Origin of the sequence: Stenotrophomonas sp. AB1(2024), from assembly GCF_037482345.1 — a bacterium.
Taxonomy (GTDB): Bacteria; Pseudomonadota; Gammaproteobacteria; order Xanthomonadales; family Xanthomonadaceae; genus Stenotrophomonas.
Genome location: NZ_JBBHKO020000002.1, coordinates 180,305 through 197,451, shown reverse-complemented (window position 1 = coordinate 197,451; position 17,147 = coordinate 180,305). Strand labels below are relative to the sequence as shown.

Genomic DNA, 17,147 nt, shown 5'->3' with positions numbered 1-17,147 from the left:
CGGCAGCGTCACAAAGAAATAAGGGAGCGCGTATTGGACAAACCGAAGAAATCGGTCCGCCGCAAAACCAGTGGGGTGACGATCGACGAGGTGGCGGCGCTGGCCGGGGTGTCGCCGATGACGGTGTCGCGGGCGATCAACCAGGGCAAGGTGCGCGATGACACCCGCGAGCGCGTGATGCGCGCGGTGCACGAACTGGGCTATACGCCCAACCTGGCCGCCAGTTCGCTGGCCGCCGCGCAGCACACGCGTATTGCGTTGATCTACACCAATCCCAGCGGTGCCTACCTGCGCGAGCTGCTGGTCGGCCTGCTGCGGGGCGCGTCCAACGCTGCCATCCAGCTGGTCATCCACTACTGGGACAACCTGGACCCCGTTGCCGAGCGCAAAGCCGCACGCGCCTTGGGCGGCCGGGTGGACGGCGTCATCCTGCCGCCCCCGCTGTGCGAGTCGCCGGTTGCCGTGACCGAGCTGGTCAAGGCCGGCATCCCGGTGGTCGCCATCGCATCGGGCCACCTGCGCGACGATATCTCCTGCGTCCGCATCGACGACTTCCACGCGGGCAAGGAGATGGCCGAACACCTGATCCAGCACGGTCACACCCGGATTGGCTTCATTCGCGGCCGCAACGACCTCAGCGCGAGCGCGCGGCGCTACGACGGCTTTGCCACCGCCCTGCATGAGGCCGGGCTGCAGGTTGAAGCTGGCCTGGTCCAGCAGGGTGATTACACCTACCGCTCGGGCCTGGCCGCCGCCGAAAAGCTGCTCTCCCACCGCCGGCCGCCCACCGCGATCTTCGCCAGCAACGACGACATGGCGGCGGCGGCGATCTCCGTTGCCCACCGAAAGGGTCTCGACGTGCCCCGCGACCTGTCGGTGGTGGGCTTCGATGACACCTCGGCTGCAACCACTGTCTGGCCCGAGCTCACCACCCTCCATCAACCCATCGCCGCGATGGCCGATGCGGCCATCGAGATCCTGCTGCGTACCATCCGCCACCGGACCGACGACACGCGCGTGTTGACCGACCACGTGCTGCAGCACCGCCTGGTGATGCGCGGTTCGGTCGCGCATCCGCCCAAGCGGTGATGGCGCAGGGTGCATCGTCACGCGCCTGGGCATGCGACGGTGGCTTCCGCTTCGTTCAAGGCGCCCAGCGCGACGCGTGACACCGAGAGCGTCATCGCGCCCGCCGTCCCGATCGACCAGGGCCGATCCAGCTTGCCGACATCCGCGCCTGCAGCCGCTAGACACTTCAAGGGCACGCCCACGCGCTTCCATTGGCCCACCGGCAGCTTGGCCAGCGTCGGTCCAATCGCAACCCGAGCCGTACATCCGGTGCCGCAGCCCACCGACAGCCACGCCTCGCCATGCGGTGCGGCGTCAACCCGCAGCGTGGTCAACAGCATCAGGTCGCCATTGCTCTCGCGCTGCAGATCCAGCGGTACGTGCGACTGCACCGCGACGGTTGCTTCACCCTTGCCCGACCACGCCAGGCGGCGGCCGTCCTCCTGCACCAGGTGGTCCACGCCGGTGACCTTCAGCAGGTCGCCATCGAGGGATTCCGGCACTTTGGTGACGGTCACGCCCTGCCCCGTACTGCCTTCCAGGCGCAGGGCCATGCCGGAACCGGCATCACCGCGCGCGAAGAACACACCCGCCGCGCCTTCGTTGCCGGTAACGCCGGAGACTTCAGGCAGTGCGGCCAGGTCGCCGTTGTCGGCATAGGTCAGGCCGAAGCCGAAGGCAAACTGCGGGTCGTAGTCCTTCTGCCCCACGTTGTTGGCGTACTGGATCGCCGTGCGCGGCCAGCTGAAGCTCAACGTGCCCTTGAAGTCGTGCTGCACGCTGCCATCGGAGTTGCGCAGCAGCACATCGGCGATGCCCGCACCTTCCGAACCGGGCAGCCACGCCACCACGAAGGCATCGGCGGCATTGATCTCCCGGTTCACCCACAGCGGCCGCCCGCTCAGGAACACCGCGACCACCGGAATGCCATCGGCTTTCAGCCGCTTGATCAATTCAAGATCCGCGTCGTCGCCCGGCTTGTACGCCAGGGTCGGCAGATCGCCCTGGAACTCGGCGTAGGGGTTCTCGCCAAACACCACCACCGCCACATCCGGCCGGGTGGCATACTTCCCATTCACCGCAAGGTCCGCGTGACCACCGGCGGCCTTGGCCTGCTGGGCGATGCCTTCGAAGATGGTGTCCGCGTTCGGAAAGTCCTTGCGGGTGGTGCCGGTGCCCTGCCAGTTCAGCGTCCAGCCGCCGGCCTGCTTGCCAACGTCGTTGGCACCGTCACCGGCCACCAGGATGCGCTGCTTCGGCGACAGCGGCAGCACGCCCCCCTGGTTCTTCAGCAGCACCAGCGACTCGCGCACCGCCTGCCGCGCCACCTCACGATGCCCGGGTGCGCCGATGAGGGCGAACTGACCACCGACCGCGCGCGACGACGGCTTGCCTGCGTCGAACAACCCCAGCCGCATCTTCACCCGCAGGATCCGGCGCACCGCATCATCGAGCCGTTCCTGGGTAATGGTGCCGTCCTTCACCGCCGCCAGCGTGGTCTCGTAGAAGCCTTTCCAGCTGTCCGAGGCCATGGCCATGTCCAGACCGGCGTTGATGGTGGCCGGGCAATCGGTGGTGGTGCAGCCCTTGACCTGGCCGTGGCCGTTCCAGTCGCCCACCACGAAGCCGCCGAAGTTCATGCGGCCCTTCAGCGCATCGGTCAGGTACGCCTTGTGGCCGTGCATTTTTTCGCCGTTGACGCTGTTGAAGGACGCCATCACGGTCTGTGCGCCCGCGGCGATCGCCGACGGGTACCCGGCGGCGTGGATGCGCACGAGTTCGGCCTCGCTGATCCGGGTATCACCCTGGTCCTTGCCATCGGTGGTGCCGCCGTCGCCCAGGAAATGCTTCACCGAGGCGATCACATGGCGACCATCGAGGAAGGTCGGCGAGCCCACCTTGCCCTGCAGGCCCTCGACCACCGCGCCGGCGTAGCTGGCCACCACCTCGGGCGATTCGGAGTAGCCCTCGTAGGTGCGTCCCCAGCGGTCGTCCTGCGGTACCGCCACGGTTGGCGCGAACGCCCACTCCATCCCGGTGGCACGCGTTTCCAGCGCGGTGATCTCCCCGATCCTGCGCACCAGGTCCGGATTGCGCGCCGCGCCCAGCCCGATGTTGTGCGGGAACAAGGTGGCGCCGACGATATTGCTCTGCCCGTGCACGGCATCGATGCCGAACAGCACCGGAATCGCCTTGCCGCCCTGCGAGGTGTCCATCGAGGCGTCGTAGAACGCATCGGCCAGCGCCAGCCATTGGGCAGGCGCGGCATCGTAGCGGCCGCCGGGGTCGGAGTTGCCCCCGGCAAGGATGGAGCCCAATCGATACCGACGCACGTCGTCCGGCGTGATGCTGGCAATATCTCCCTGCACCAGCTGGCCGACCTTTTCCTCCACCGTCATGGTGGCCATCAGCTCGGTGATGCGCTTCTCCAGCGCGGGGTCGTCGGGCAACGGCCAGGTCACCTGAGGCCAGGGGTTGGCATCGGCCTGGGCCCTGGTCGGCACCGCCGCCTTGTCATCGCCCTTGCAGGCAGCCAGCGCAAGCAGCAGCGCGGCCAGCAGGAACCCGGTGCGGCGCGTGGCGTCGTGGTTTCTCATGGTGCTCATCCTTGCCGCTGCGCTCAGCGCAACAGGTACTGGTTGATCAGGTTTTCGTAGCGTTCCTGCTTGCCGCTGATCTGCCGCGGCTCGCCACCCTTCGCGCCCAGTGCCGCCAGATCGGCGAGGCTGAGTGCACCGCGCTCGAATTCCTTGCCGGCACCACTGTCGAAGCTGGCGTAACGCTCCTTGCGCCACTGCTCCCAGGGCGACTCGTTCAGCAGCGCGTGGGCCACTTCCAGCCCGCGGGCAAACGCGTCCATGCCGCCGATATGGGCAATGAACAGGTCGTCCAGGTCGGTGGATTCACGGCGCACCTTGGCATCGAAGTTCAGGCCGCCTTCCAGCCCGCCCTGGCGCAGCACCACCAGCATCGCGCCCACGGTGTCGTACAGGTCGGTCGGGAACTGGTCGGTATCCCAGCCGTTTTCGGCATTGCCGCGGTTGGCGTCGATGCTGCCCAGCAGGCCGTGGTCCGAAGCGACCTGCAGGTCGTGTTCGAAGGTGTGGCCGGAGAGCGTGGCGTGGTTCGCCTCGATGTTGAGCTTGAAGTCCTTGTCCAGGCCGTGCTCCTTCAGGAAGCCGGACACGGTGGCGCTGTCGAAGTCGTACTGGTGCTTCATCGGCTCCATCGGCTTGGGCTCGATCAGGAAGTTGCCCTTCAGGCCGATGCTGCGGCCGTAGTCGCGTGCCATGGTGAGGAAGCGCGCGAAGTGGTCCACCTCGCGCTTCATCTGGGTGTTCACCAGCGAGGCGTAGCCTTCGCGACCGCCCCAGAACACGTAATGTTCGCCGCCCAGTTCAACCGTGGCCTCCAGCGCCGCCTTCACCTGCACGGCGGCACGCGCCACCACGGCGAAATCGGGGTTGGTCGATGCACCGTTCATGTAGCGCGGGTGCGAGAACAGATTGGCCGTGCCCCACAGCAGCTTCATGCCGGTGGCGTCCTGGCGCGCCTTGGCCAGGCCGACCATGTGCTTCAGGTTCTTCTCGTACACACCGACATCGTCGGCATCCGGGGACAGATCGATATCGTGGAAGCACCAGTACGGCACGCCCAGCTTGGTGAAGAACTCGAACGCCGCGTCCACCTTCGCTTCGGCGGTCGCCATCGGCGAACCGGCTTCCCAGGGGAAATGGCGGGTGCCCGGGCCAAACGGATCATGCCCGGCATTGCAGAAGGTGTGCCAGTAGCAGGCCGCGAAGCGCAGGTGTTCCTGCATGGTCTTGCCACCGATGACCTTGTTCGCGTCATAGACCTTGAATGCAAGCGGGTTGTCCGAACCCCGGCCTTCGAAGGGAATGCGGCCGATGCCGGGGAAGTATTCCTTGGCGCCGATGAAGGGCTGCGTGCTCATGGTGCGTGATCCTGTCGTTGTGGGAGGTGTCGTGAAAAATTGAATCAGCCGCGCTGCAGCGGCGTGATGGCGTCGAGATAGCGCAGGAAGCGGGAATAGGCCGCGGCATAGGCCTCGGTTCGCGCCGGATCCGGGCGTGCCGACAGCTGCGGGTCGAGCGCAACGTGGCGGTCCGCGATATCGGCGATGGAGGCGTCATCGCCGCGGGCGTGACCCAGGGCCCACAGCGCCTGCAGCGCCGCACCGTACGCAGCGCCTTCCGGCTGGGTGGGCACGTCCACCGGCAGGCCGAATACATCGGCCACCAGTTGCCGCCACGCGGCGCTGTTGCTGCCGCCGCCGGTCAGCACGATGCGGTCGAACTGCATGCCGGCACGGACAAAGGCGTCGTAGCCGTACTTCAGGCTGTAGGTGGCCCCTTCCATGGCCGCGCGGTAAAGGTGGGCCGGGGTCATGTTGGTGGTGTCCAGCCCCGCCAGCACCCCCTTGCCGTGCGGCAGGTCCGGCGTGCGCTCGCCATTGAGGAACGGCAGCATCACCAGACCGTCGGCCCCGGGCGAGGTGGCGCGCAGGTGCCCATCGCCAAAGCGGGTGCTGAAGTCGAAGGCGTCGGCGACCTGCTCGGTCACCACGGTGCAGTTCATGGTGCAGATCAGCGGCAGCCAGCCGCCGGTGGACGAGCAGAACGCGGCCCACGCCCCGTCCGGGTCGACCACAGGCGTATCGGAATAGGCAAACAACGTGCCCGACGTGCCCAGGCTCATCGCCAGGCGACCGGGCACGACGCAGCCGGTGCCGATGGCCGCCATCATGTTGTCGCCGCCACCCACGGCCACCTTCACGTTGGTCGGCAGCCCCAACGCCTTAGCGGCGGCGGGAGCGATGTCGAACAACGCTTCGGGGGGCGCGATGGGGGGCAGGCAGTCTGCAAGGTCGCGATCCGGGTCGGTCGCGCGCAGCAGCTCGGGCGACCAGGTGCGTGTGCGGACGTCCAGCCAGCCGGTGCCCGAGGCGTCCCCGTATTCGCAGAAGCGCTCACCGGTCAGCACGAAGTTGAGGTAGTCGTGCGGCAGGAGGATGGTTGCAAGCCGTGCGTACGCATCCGGTCGGTGCGTCTTCGTCCAGGGCAGCTTGGACGCGGTATAACCGGTAAGCACCGGATTGCCGGCGAGTGCGATGGTCTGCGCCACACCACCTGCCGCGTCCATGATCTGCGCGCACTCGGCCGAGGTGCTGGTGTCGCACCACAGCTTGGCTGGTGCCAGCACCTCCCCTGCCGCATCGAGGGGCACGAAACCGTGCTGCTGGCCAGACACCGCCAGCGAAGCGATTCGGGAGCGCACCGAAGGCGGAATCGCACCGAAGCAGGCATGCAGCGCCGCAACCCAATCGGCCGGGCGTTGTTCGCGGCTGCCATCGGCGCCGCTGGCCAGCTCGAGCGGTGTGCTGGTGCTGGCAACCACACTGCGCCTGGCAGGGTCGTAGACCAGCACTTTCAAGCTCTGCGTACCTGCATCGATTCCAGCAACCAGATCCATTCCCTACACCCCGTACGTTTTTGAAAGGTAGCGCTACCAATTTCGTGCGACAAAGCGTGGTCCTGCTACGCGATGGCCAGGCCCGGTCGCCATACTTCCGGCGCCGCCTTGCAATAGCGTTCGATGAACGCCGCCTGCGACGGCATCGTCGCCACCGCCTGCTGTACCGGTTGCTGGATCCGCTGCAACAGCGTGCGCAGGTCTTCGTCGCCGATGGCGCGCGCAAGCGGGTGTGGGTGCCCCGGCTGGATGCCCTGGCCCATCAGCACACTGGTCCAGGAATCGACGCGGAATAACTCACCCGGGTCCTGCCAGGCGTGCGCGCGTTCGCGCCAGGCGCGCAGCCGGATCTGCAGCGACTCGGGCAGCGCCATCTCGCGGCAGGCCTTCCACATCGGCTCGTCGCGCTGGTTGGCGTGGTAATGCAGGATGATGAAGTCACGCACGTGCTCCATCTCCTGGCGGCTGACATCGTTGTACAACTGCACCAGCGTCGGGTTGATGCCATCGAACGGGAACAGCTGGATCAGGCGCACCACGGCGCTGATGGTCAGGTGGATGCTGGTCGATTCCAGCGGTTCGATGAAGCCACTGGCAAGCCCCAGCGCCACCACGTTCCTGTTCCATGCCTTCAAGCGGCGCCCACTGCGGAACGGCACCAGCCAGGGATCGCGCAACGGTTGGCCGTCCACCTCGCGCAGCAACTTGGCCTGCGCCTCGTCATCGGACAGGTGGCGGCTGGAGAACACCAACCCGCAGCCGACCCGGTGCTGCAGCGCGATATGCCACCGCCACCCGGCCTCGTGCGCGATGGCGCGGGTGTACGGCACCGGCGGGTTGACCGACTCGGTCTGCACGGCAACGGCGCGGTCACTGGGCAACCATTCGTTCCAGTCTTCATAGCCGGTGTGCAGGGTCTGCTCGGTCAACAGGCCGCGGAAGCCGGTGCAGTCAATGAACAGGTCGCCCTCGATCACCTGCCCGTCTTCCAGTACCAGCGCCTGCACCGAGCCGTCATGGGCATGCTGCCGCACGTTGCGGATCTTGCCTTCCACCCGGCGCAGGTCGTGCCCTTCCGCCTTGCGGCGCAGGAACTTTGCATAGAGCCCCGCGTCGAAGTGATACGCGTAGTTGACCTGGGGCTGGGTCTGCAGCGAGAACTGGTCGCCCCGTGAGGCAACACTTTCCAGGCAGAAGTCGCCCAGATCCGAGGGCATGCCGCGGCGAACGCTGTCCAGCCAGAAATGATGGAACGGCGTAGCCCAGGTGCCCTGCCCGATCGTGCCGAAGGGGTGGATGAAGCGGTCACCGGGACGACGCCAGTTCTCGAAGGAGATCGAGAGCTTGAAGGTGCCGGCGACGGCACGCAGGAACTCCTGCTCATCGATCTGCAGGAAGCGGTGGAACGCACGGATCGGCGGCACGGTTGACTCGCCAACCCCCACGGTGCCGATCTGCTCGGATTCCACCAGGGTGATGTCCAGCTGGTCGCGGAACTGGTGGGCCAGTGCGCAGCCGGCCAGCCAACCTGCGGTGCCACCCCCGGCGATGACCACCTTGCGGATCCGTCCTTCTGTCGTGTTCGCAGCGTTCAATGCGATGTCCCCATCAGCGGTTGAGTCGACCCAGCAGCTGGGCGCGCGTGCGGCGCGCCTGCGTCTCGTCGAACGGTGCCAGTTCACCCTGGGCGGCGTCGGGCAGGTGTTGCCCTGCCCGCTCGCCGGGACCGAATACGTAGTACTCGAAGATCTTTGCCCACGCCTGCTTCTCGCGCGCGGGCAGGTCGCGCAGCGCCCACATCGCGTGCTGCAGCGCCGGCAGGGGTGAGGACAGGAAACCCGGCGAACTGCGCCACCAGTAGTTCACCAGCACGTTGAACGGCTCAAGGCTGCGCACGTGGTGCCACCACAGGCTCGGGATGAAGATGGCATCACCGGGCCCGAGCTCGGCAGTCTGCGCATGTGCCAGTGCATCACGGAACCGGGGATGGCGCGTGAAGTCCGGGCGGTCGAAATCCACCACGCTGACCACCTGCCCGCCCGGGGTGGGTTCCAGCGGGCCGGGATAGAGATTCTCGATCTGCTCCGGCGGAAACAGGGTGAACCGGCGCCGGCCCACGGCGCAGCACGCCAGGTTGTCCGGGGTGTCGTAATGGCAGGAGGCGGTTACACGGTTGCCGATCCAGATGCTGGCCGAGGCGTCGATGCCCTGCCCCGCCAGGCCGGCGTCGTTGGCCTGTGCGAACCCGGGCAGCGCACGCTCGATCAACAGCGATGCGACATAGTAGGTGGGCGGCCGTGGGGCTTCGAGGTTGTCGGCAATTTCGTCCAGCACCTGCGTCAGCAGTCCGCGCCGGACCTCGAAGTTCAACTGCGTGAAATCGTCGTTGTAGAACGGACGTCCCTCGATCTCGGGGCCGCCGAAGGAGTACTGGACCGGCACGCCCGCATCGAAGCGGCGAAGATAGCCCAGCGCCTCCTGGGTGGAGCGCAACCCGGCCTGTACCAGCCCCCAGTCGCGCGCGATGCCGCGCAGTACCACCGGCTCGCCGGCGGCAACCAGTGCCTCCAGCGGCAGCGCATCGGGATGCAGGTCTTCCAGGGTACGCATGGCAACGCCGTCCAGCATCGCTCAGTTCCTGCCCGCCGCCACGGCGGGATCCTGCGTGCGCAGCCGTCGTTGTTTCTCGGCGATCAACCGGCGCATGTTGTGCAGCGAGGCCAGCATCAGGTACGCCCCTTCCAGGTAGCCGGCGCGGTTGAGTTCGGCCAGCGCGGCACCGTCCAGCTGGGCCAGGCGGTCCCGGTCGATGGCGTGCAGGCCGTTGACGCCGACTCGATGCTCGGCATCGATCTGCACGTCCAGCGTGACCGGTTGCACCAGTCCCTTTGCGTCCAGCATCGCAAACATCTCCGCGCCGAAGGCGTGGCCCTCGTTGATGCCGCGCAGTACGTTTGCAATGTGGTCGAGATAGGGGGTATTGCCACCCTGCGGCAGGAACACCGGCTCACCGGCCGCGCTGTTCACCCGTGGGTGGTCGATATCCACGTGCAGCACTGCTTCCCGGGTGAGTTCACCGTCGATCCGGTTTTCCTGGAACCCGATCAGGAACGGCCCCTTGGCCGCGGCCCCGGGCAGATAGGAGGCGTTCCAGCGCCCGTCCTGCAGGTACAGGTTCTCGTGCTGCTCGAACCCCAGCAGCACCACCGACTGCCACTCCCCCGTGGTGGCGTCTTTGCGCAGGAAAATCGGGTATTCCCGCTGCAGCTCGGCGTACTCGCTCGGGTAGGCCGGCACCATGCCTACGGCGTCACCGAATTCCGGCCCGAAGCCGGTGGCCACGCGCAGCTCCCGGTGGGCGATGTTGTTGAGCATTTCGTAACGCGGCATGGTGTTGTCCAATTCCATCAGCAGCCTTGAACGGGTGCCGCTGCCAGGGCAGCGGCACCCCCACGGTTCAGAACCTGTAACGAACGCCAAGCATGTAACGCGGATCCTGGTCAGCCAGTTTCACGAGCATCTGGGAGGTGCGCGAACGCCAGCGGACGTCCTCGCCTGTCAGGTTGATCGCTTCCAGGCTGAACGACCAGTTGTCATTCAGCGTGTAACCCACGCTGAGATCCCATTGGTCGTACTCTTCCACATAGTACGGGTTTCGGCTGGAACCCTGGTTGGCCAGGATCAGGTACTTGTCGCGCCAGTTCCAGGCCAGACGCACCGACCAACCATACTTTTCATACATCAGCATGGCATTGGCGGTGTCGCTCAGGCCGGTCAGCGAGAACTGGTCCACGTTCGGATCGCCCGCATCGTTGTAGCCGACATCGCCGTTGACGATGGTGTAATTGGCGAGCACGCCGAAGCCGGTATCACCGAAGAAGTACTGCCCGCCGAGTTCCCAACCATGCAGCTTGGATTGGTTCTGGTTGATCGGGCGGTTGACGTTGAACTGGTACAGCGGGTCATCTGCTTCCCCCACCAGGTCGTAGGCCGCCTCGGTGGCAAGTACCTGCGCGTCGGTGCCGTTGTAGGCGCCCAGTCCGGCCGCATTGTTGCGCATCAGCGCCAATGCGGTGAACAGCGAGGTGTCGTTGGCCGAGCAGGCTGCGGCATTGGCCGCACCGACCTGGGCGATACAGGCCCCGCTGGTCAGGAACCCGAGCGCCGCCTGTGCGTCCGGACCGGAGGTGGGATCCCGCAACCCGTACAGATTTTCCTGCACGATGGTGTTGCCGATGAAGTTGGAGACCCGCTTGTTCCAGTAGGTCACGGACACGTAGCTCGCGTCAGCGAAGTACCACTCCAGGGCCAGGTCCAGGTTGTCCGATTCCAGCGGCTTCAGGGCCGGGTTCTGCGCCGTGCCGCTGGCCCGCGAAGACGGGTCGATCAGCACCGAACCGAAGGGCTGCTGTGCGGTGGGACCCGCATACAGGTTGCCGATCGGTGCGCGGGCGATGCTCTTGCCGAACGACACGCGGCCCTTCAGGTCATCCAGCAGGTCGATACTGAAGTCCAGGTTGGGCAGGATGTAGCTGTAACTGGTCTTCTCGGTGAAGGGCTGCTGCTCATCGGACAACAACACGCGGAAATCGTTGTTCGCCTGCCACTGGATGCCCTCGGGAATGGCGATGATCGAGGTCGACACCACGTCGGTGGTTTCGTAGCGGACGCCCAGGCGCGTATTGGTGCGATGGCCGCCCAGATCACCGTCCAGCTCGACCTGCATGTAGGCCGAATTGGTCTTCTCTTCCACCCGGTTGTCCGCCGCATTCTGCGGACTGACGCCCAGGTTGGCACCGTAGTGTTCCCCCGCCCACTGCGCCAACCGGCCGGCGTCACCGCGCCAGGCGCTGAAGCTGTTGACGTTGAAGTCGTTGAACAGCCCGACGATGTTGACCGGCTGCAGCAGGTCCATCAGGCCATTGGCAACATCCCCGTCCACGTTGGCCACGCCCCAGTCGCCCAGGGTGTTGTAGTTTTCCGCCGCCTGGATGCGGTGGGTGGTCTGCTTGCTCGTATCCACGCCAAACTGGAAACGGCCCTGGTCGAAGCTCCACTCACCGTCGACGCGACCCTGCTTGATCTCGCTGATCTGGGTCTGCGAATTGATGCGCAGTACCTGCGAACCGACCTCGCCCGGTACGAAGCCCCCGTTGACCACGCCATTGGTCTTGGCGATGGCATCGGCGGCGGTCGGGTACCAGACCTGGGTTCCCACCGGCAGGCCATTGTTGAACACCATTTCCTGCACGTAGGTGCCACCGCACTGCGGCCCCGTGGTGCAGTTGTTGGTGCCGGCGATACTGGCGAAGATGGAGCCGCCGCCGGTGAGCGGATCGTTCGGCCGGCTCTCGTTCTTGGAATCGTGGCCGTCGAAGCTCAGCTTGAAGCGGTCGGTGATGTTCCAGGTGGCATTGAAGCCGAGCGAACCCAGCTTGTACTTCTGCATGCTGCGCTGCTGCTCAAGCCCGAAATCCTTGGTGCCAGCGATTTCGCGGATGTAGATCGGCGTGGCGACCGCACCGCTGGTGTCGAAGGTGACATCGGTGTAGTTGCTGTTCTGCAGCCACATGCCCTGCTCGCCACGATTCTCTTCGATCTCGTTGGTCGAGTAGGTATAGTCCAGGGTCAGGGTTACCGCGTCGGTCGGTGCGAATTGCAGCACCGCCTGGCCGTTGATGCGCTCGCGCTCGAACTCGGAGAACGCATAGCGCAGGTCGTTCGGGCGCCCGTACAACGCGCCGATCGCCGGTGCGTTGGTCACGGTCGGGTTACCGGGCATGGTCCCGGTCCACGGCTGGATGTTCCAGTAGTTGTTGGTGGCCTGCACCGAGCCACCCTTGCGCTTCTGGTAACTCGCGCTTACGCCCACGCCCCAGGTCTTGTCCGGGTTGGTGTAGCTGAAGATGCCGGACAGTTCCGGAGTCAGGTCGTTGTCGAATGGTTGGCTCTGGTCGGAGACGATTTTGGCGCCGGCGCTGGCGACGGTGCCCTCATGGTCGAACGGACGCCCGGTAAGGATATTGATGGTGGCGCCGATGCCGCCGCTGGGCACGTTGGCCTGGCTGGTCTTGAAGACCTCGATGCCATTGACCGCTTCGGCCGCCAGCTGCGCGAAGTTGAACGCGCGGGTACCGCCGTCCACACCGCCGATGGCCACCTGCCCTGCCGCGCCGAACGCGTCGGCACCCGGCATCTGGCGGCCATTGAGGGTCACCATGTTGAACTGCGGACCAAAGCCGCGTGCGGTAACCTGCGCGCCCTCACCATCACGGCGCTCGATGGAGATACCGGTGATGCGCTGCAGGGATTCGGCCAGGTTGGTATCGGGGAACTTGCCGATGTCCTCGGCACTGATCGCGTCCACCACGCCGGCCGAGTCGCGCTTGATGTCCATCGCCTGGCTGAGGCTGTTGCGGATGCCGGTGACCTGCACGGTGTCCAGCTGTGTCGGGCTGGGCTGGGCCGGTGCATCCTGCCCGAATGCGGGATTGATGATCAGGACGCCGCCGACAAAGGTAAACATGGCCCTGGATTTGAACTTCGCCAGCGTCCGGCTCATGAATAAGCCCTCAGGTCTGGGATACGACGGAAAGTACAAGCGCTCATGACTCTCCCCTCTGAATACGATCGAATGGATGCAACGCCCCTCCAAGGGGCACGTACGGGCGACGCCCGTCTTCCACACCGAACATCGCAGGGCGCGTTGGGCGCACTGCGAATCAAACTCGCTTACAGGCTTGCCGGAACAGCCGCGCGGTAAAGGGGGGTACCCGCTGGGCCTTACCCCGGCTCAGTGGTAGCGCTACCATCGCGTTAGGGCGCAGACTAATCACCCGGTAACACGCTTGTCATCATGCAGCGCAGCAAAGGAATCCATTCCTTGAAAAAAAGCCAGAAAGCAGTGCGTCGGAAAAGCAGCGCCATCACCATCGATGAAGTCGCAGCGCATGCGGGCGTCTCTGCCATGACGGTGTCGCGTGTCGTCAATGGCCATGCCGGCGTGCGCGAGGCCAACCGTGAGCGCGTCATGCGCAGCGTGCTCGCACTGGACTACCGACCCAACCTGGCCGCAAGCGCGCTGGCGGCGGCGCAACACACCTGCATCGCCCTGATCTACACCAACCCCAGTTCCAGCTACCTGCGCGAACTGCTGGTCGGTGCGCTGCGCGGGTCCACCCGGGCGGCAGCGCAACTGGTGATCGCCACCTGGGATGAACTGGATGCTCCGGCACGTCGCGAGGCGGCGCGGCAACTCTGCAACAGCGTGGCAGGCGTGATTCTTCCGCCGCCCCTGTGTGAGTCGAAGGCCATCGTCGCCGAGTTCGTCAACGCCGGGATTCCCGTCGTCTCCATCGCGTCCAGCCGTTTCAGCGACAGGATTTCCTGCGTGCGCATCGATGACCGCCAGGCAAGCCGCGAGATGGTCGGGCATCTGATCGCGCACGGGCATACGCGCATCGGCTACATCAAGGGCGATCCGAACCAGACCGCCAGTGCGCACCGGTGGGAGGGTTATCGGGATGCCCTGGCGGACGTCGGCATCGGCTACGACGACGCGCTCGTCCAGCCAGGCTACTTCACCTACCGCTCTGGATTGGAGGCGGCCGAGCGCCTGCTGTCACTGCAGCTGCCGCCGAGCGCAATCTTCGCCAGCAACGATGACATGGCGTCGGCCGTTGTCTCAGTGGCACATCGTCGTGGCATGGACGTGCCGGGTGATCTTTCGGTGGTGGGTTTCGATGATACCTCTGCGTCGACGATGGTGTGGCCGGAACTGACCACCATCCACCAGCCAGTGGCGGAGATGGCCGACACGGCCATCGACATCCTGCTGCGGGAGATCCGGCGCACCCCTTCGTCGGGACGCGTCACGGTCAACCATGTGCTTGCCCACCATCTGATCACGCGCGCCTCCGTGGCGAACCTTCACCGGTCTTTCGCATGGCGCTGATGCAGAACTAACGGATGATATGACGGGAAGACTTCCGTGATAGCTATCACATAAGTACTTTTACCGTAGTCGCAATGGCGACTGGGGCTCCACCATGCATCCGAACGTCAGCCGTTTAAACGCAGGTTCATGGGGAGAAATGGATGGAAGCATCGCGCCCTACATCGATACACATACTGGCGCCAATGGTGTTGGTCCTGGGTGGCCCCCTGTTGCTGGCTTCCAGCGCTGCACGGGCTGACGACACGGTCGGCACATCCGACGCGCTGTATGCCCTGCGCTTGGAGGACGACGCCAGCGGAAGTGAGCGTGACGCCTGGCGCTTCACGTTGGGCGCCGGGGTGGTGAGCATGCCCCGCTTCCCTGGCAGCAACCGCCGCAAGACCGAGGGCTTTCCGACCATCGGTGCCAGCCGGGGCAACGTCTTCATTGGCGCAAACCCGGATGCCGGTGCCCTGCTGTCGCTCGGCGGCTATTTCGTGCGGAATGCAGATTGGCGGGTGGGAGTCGCCGTCACGTATGACTTCATCGAGCCTCGCGATGAATCCGACGATGCGCATCTGCGGGGTCTTGGGGATATCGACCGGACCACGCACGCCGAGGTGTTTGCGATCTACACCCATGACTGGGCCTCGTTGCGAGGCAGCGTGACCTCGGATATTGGCGGAAACTCGCGCGGCGCCGTGGCGACACTGGACCTGACCGGCCGTTACCAACCTGACCCGCGCTGGGTCTTCACTGCAGGCCCGGGGCTGTCCTGGGGGAGTAGTCAGTACAGCCGCGCCTACTTTGGTGTCACGCCCCAGCAAAGCGCGAACTCCGTCTTTCCCGTCCATGACCCGGGCTCGGGCCTGTACAACCTGCGGTTCTCCCTGGCCGGGGCTTACCGACCCACCGCCCATTGGAACTTCGGTGGCGCGGCAACGGCGGCCTGGCTGCAGGGCGACGCCTCCGACAGCCCGATCACGCAGAAAAACAATCAGATGACCTACACGTTTTTCGCCAACTATCTTTTTTAGTTGCAGGTGTCTACGCACTCAAGCAGGCCAGGCCTGGAATGGAGGTCGGCGAAACCTGCCTGAAGGTGGACATGCCCGAGGCGACGCTCACGCCTGGCGAAAAAGTACGGCGTACCGAACCAATCCGAACTGAAACGACTGCGGCTACCTGACCGCAGTATCCGGCAACAAGAATATCCAAACATCCCCCGATCGATAGGACGAACCACCCATGAGTACTGATGCCATTGTGCAACCCTCTAGAAGAAGTGCCTTGAAGAAGGCCCTGGCCTTGTCAGCAGCAACAGCAGCAGGCATGGGTGGACTTTCAATTCCAACAATTTCCTTTGCGGCCTCCCTTACAAAGGAGGAGCGCGACAAGATGACCCCAGAGACGATTATTGAGCATTTCAAACAAGGAAATCTTCGATTCCGCGAAAACCGCCCTGCCAAGCATGACTATCTTGCGCAGAAACGGAGCAGTGCTTCAGGGCAGTTTCCGGCAGCCGTTATTCTGAGCTGCATCGATTCGCGTGCGCCAGCAGAAATCGTATTGGACGCTGGTATCGGCGAAACATTCAACACACGCATTGCCGGGAACATCAGCAATGACGACATCCTCGGCAGCCTGGAATTTGCCTGTGCCGTTGCCGGTGCAAAACTGGTCGTGGTCATGGGGCACACTGCCTGCGGTGCAGTGAAGGGTGCAATCGACAACGCTGAGCTCGGACATCTGACAGACCTTCTCGACAAGATCAAACCATCGATAGCGACAACCCAGTACGAAGGCGATCGTTCGGGAAAAAATTACGATTTCGTCGATGCGGTTGCACGTAGAAATGTGACGCTTACAGTAGAGGGCATCCGCAAGAGTAGTTCCGTGCTGAAGGATCTTGAGGAAGGGGGGAAGATCAGAATCATCGGAAGCATGTATCACTTGACTGGTGGTCAAGTTGAATTCTTTGATGCATGAGGACCAAGGATCCTTTGCGCAGTCGACGCGGAGTGACGATTTCTCGCGTCACGCGCTTTGCGATCGCTTGAGGGAGTGGATTTCGTGAATGGATCTGTTCCGGGAGCGAGCGGTTCGCCTGGTGCCGGAACACCAGGCGAGCACGCCCCGCAGTGGGCGGCCATCGAGGCGGTAGCCGGCAATATTTTCTGTACGGCCCAGAAACTGGGTAACTGAGTGCGTCAGGCTGAGCGAGATCGTGGATTGCAAAATGCCACGTTGGCACCTGGGCATGGCAATTGGGTATTTTTACGGTTGTTCCAAGGCCAATGGCCGACACATGATATGTTTGAGATCAAGCTGAAACGCGGCATGCCTTGAATGGGTTTCACACTTCGCCTGGGAAGTGAGTGGCGTGAGTTTGGTTTTGGTTGTGCTAATCGTAAGCGGCGTTGTTACTGCTCTTGTAATCGAACAAGAGGCGGCCGAATCGGTCGCTCCCTGAGTGCATTAGTGGGACTAAAAACCTATGAACCGCGTGTTCCGCTCGATCTGGAGTGAAGCCTCGCAAACTGTCGTCGCGACCAGCGAACTCGCCAAGGCGCGGGGAAAGAGCAAAGGATCACGCCTCAAACGCCCCCGACTGGTCCTGGCAACGGCCGCCGCCATGCTGGCATCCGTG

11 protein-coding genes and 1 pseudogene are annotated in these 17,147 nt (G+C 64.5%); 5 read left to right on the top strand and 7 right to left on the bottom strand.

Translation table 11 applies throughout. The features are described from left to right. Positions 1-33 precede the first annotated feature (33 nt). A complete protein-coding gene (locus WIX41_RS17370) occupies positions 34-1,089 on the top strand; it encodes a LacI family DNA-binding transcriptional regulator (RefSeq protein ID WP_339449785.1) in 1,056 nt (351 codons plus the stop codon). Between the two features lie 17 nt (positions 1,090-1,106). On the opposite strand, the gene WIX41_RS17365 is transcribed toward WIX41_RS17370, so the two are convergent. From WIX41_RS17365 to WIX41_RS17335, 7 genes are all read right to left on the bottom strand, one after another. Further along, positions 1,107-3,665, bottom strand: coding sequence for a glycoside hydrolase family 3 protein (locus WIX41_RS17365; protein ID WP_339449783.1), 2,559 nt, complete (start codon positions 3,663-3,665; stop codon positions 1,107-1,109). A 23-nt stretch (positions 3,666-3,688) separates the two neighbouring features. Next, complete coding sequence (gene xylA / locus WIX41_RS17360) at positions 3,689-5,023, bottom strand: xylose isomerase (protein WP_339449781.1); 1,335 nt, start codon at positions 5,021-5,023, stop codon at positions 3,689-3,691. Positions 5,024-5,067: 44 nt separating this feature from the next. Further along, positions 5,068-6,561 (bottom strand): xylulokinase, encoded by a 1,494-nt coding sequence (xylB, locus tag WIX41_RS17355; protein ID WP_339449779.1) that lies wholly within the window; start codon positions 6,559-6,561, stop codon positions 5,068-5,070. A gap of 65 nt (positions 6,562-6,626) precedes the next feature. Then, a complete protein-coding gene (locus WIX41_RS17350) occupies positions 6,627-8,156 on the bottom strand; it encodes a tryptophan halogenase family protein (RefSeq protein WP_339449777.1) in 1,530 nt (509 codons plus the stop codon). A gap of 13 nt (positions 8,157-8,169) precedes the next feature. Further along, complete coding sequence (locus tag WIX41_RS17345) at positions 8,170-9,189, bottom strand: cupin-like domain-containing protein (RefSeq protein WP_339449776.1); 1,020 nt, start codon at positions 9,187-9,189, stop codon at positions 8,170-8,172. Positions 9,190-9,192: 3 nt separating this feature from the next. Next, positions 9,193-9,951, bottom strand: a complete 759-nt coding sequence (locus WIX41_RS17340) for a SapC family protein (RefSeq protein WP_339449774.1) — start codon at positions 9,949-9,951, stop codon at positions 9,193-9,195. Between the two features lie 67 nt (positions 9,952-10,018). Continuing rightward, positions 10,019-13,123 carry a TonB-dependent receptor gene (locus WIX41_RS17335; RefSeq protein ID WP_339449773.1) on the bottom strand — a complete coding sequence of 1,035 codons (3,105 nt, stop codon included), beginning with the start codon at positions 13,121-13,123 and terminating at the stop codon, positions 10,019-10,021. A 294-nt stretch (positions 13,124-13,417) separates the two neighbouring features. On the opposite strand from WIX41_RS17335, the gene WIX41_RS17330 reads away from it, so the two are divergent. The 4 genes and pseudogenes from WIX41_RS17330 to WIX41_RS17315 all read left to right on the top strand — a co-directional run. Continuing rightward, positions 13,418-14,515, top strand: coding sequence for a LacI family DNA-binding transcriptional regulator (locus WIX41_RS17330; protein ID WP_339449772.1), 1,098 nt, complete (start codon positions 13,418-13,420; stop codon positions 14,513-14,515). A 212-nt stretch (positions 14,516-14,727) separates the two neighbouring features. Continuing rightward, positions 14,728-15,534, top strand: a complete 807-nt coding sequence (locus WIX41_RS17325) for a MipA/OmpV family protein (RefSeq protein ID WP_339449771.1) — start codon at positions 14,728-14,730, stop codon at positions 15,532-15,534. 211 nt (positions 15,535-15,745) lie between these two features. Next, on the top strand, positions 15,746-16,486 hold the full coding sequence (locus tag WIX41_RS17320) for a carbonic anhydrase (protein WP_339449770.1): 741 nt from the start codon (positions 15,746-15,748) through the stop codon (positions 16,484-16,486). Between the two features lie 508 nt (positions 16,487-16,994). Next, a pseudogene (locus tag WIX41_RS17315) lies at positions 16,995-17,129 on the top strand (ESPR domain-containing protein); the annotation flags it as partial. Positions 17,130-17,147 lie beyond the last annotated feature (18 nt).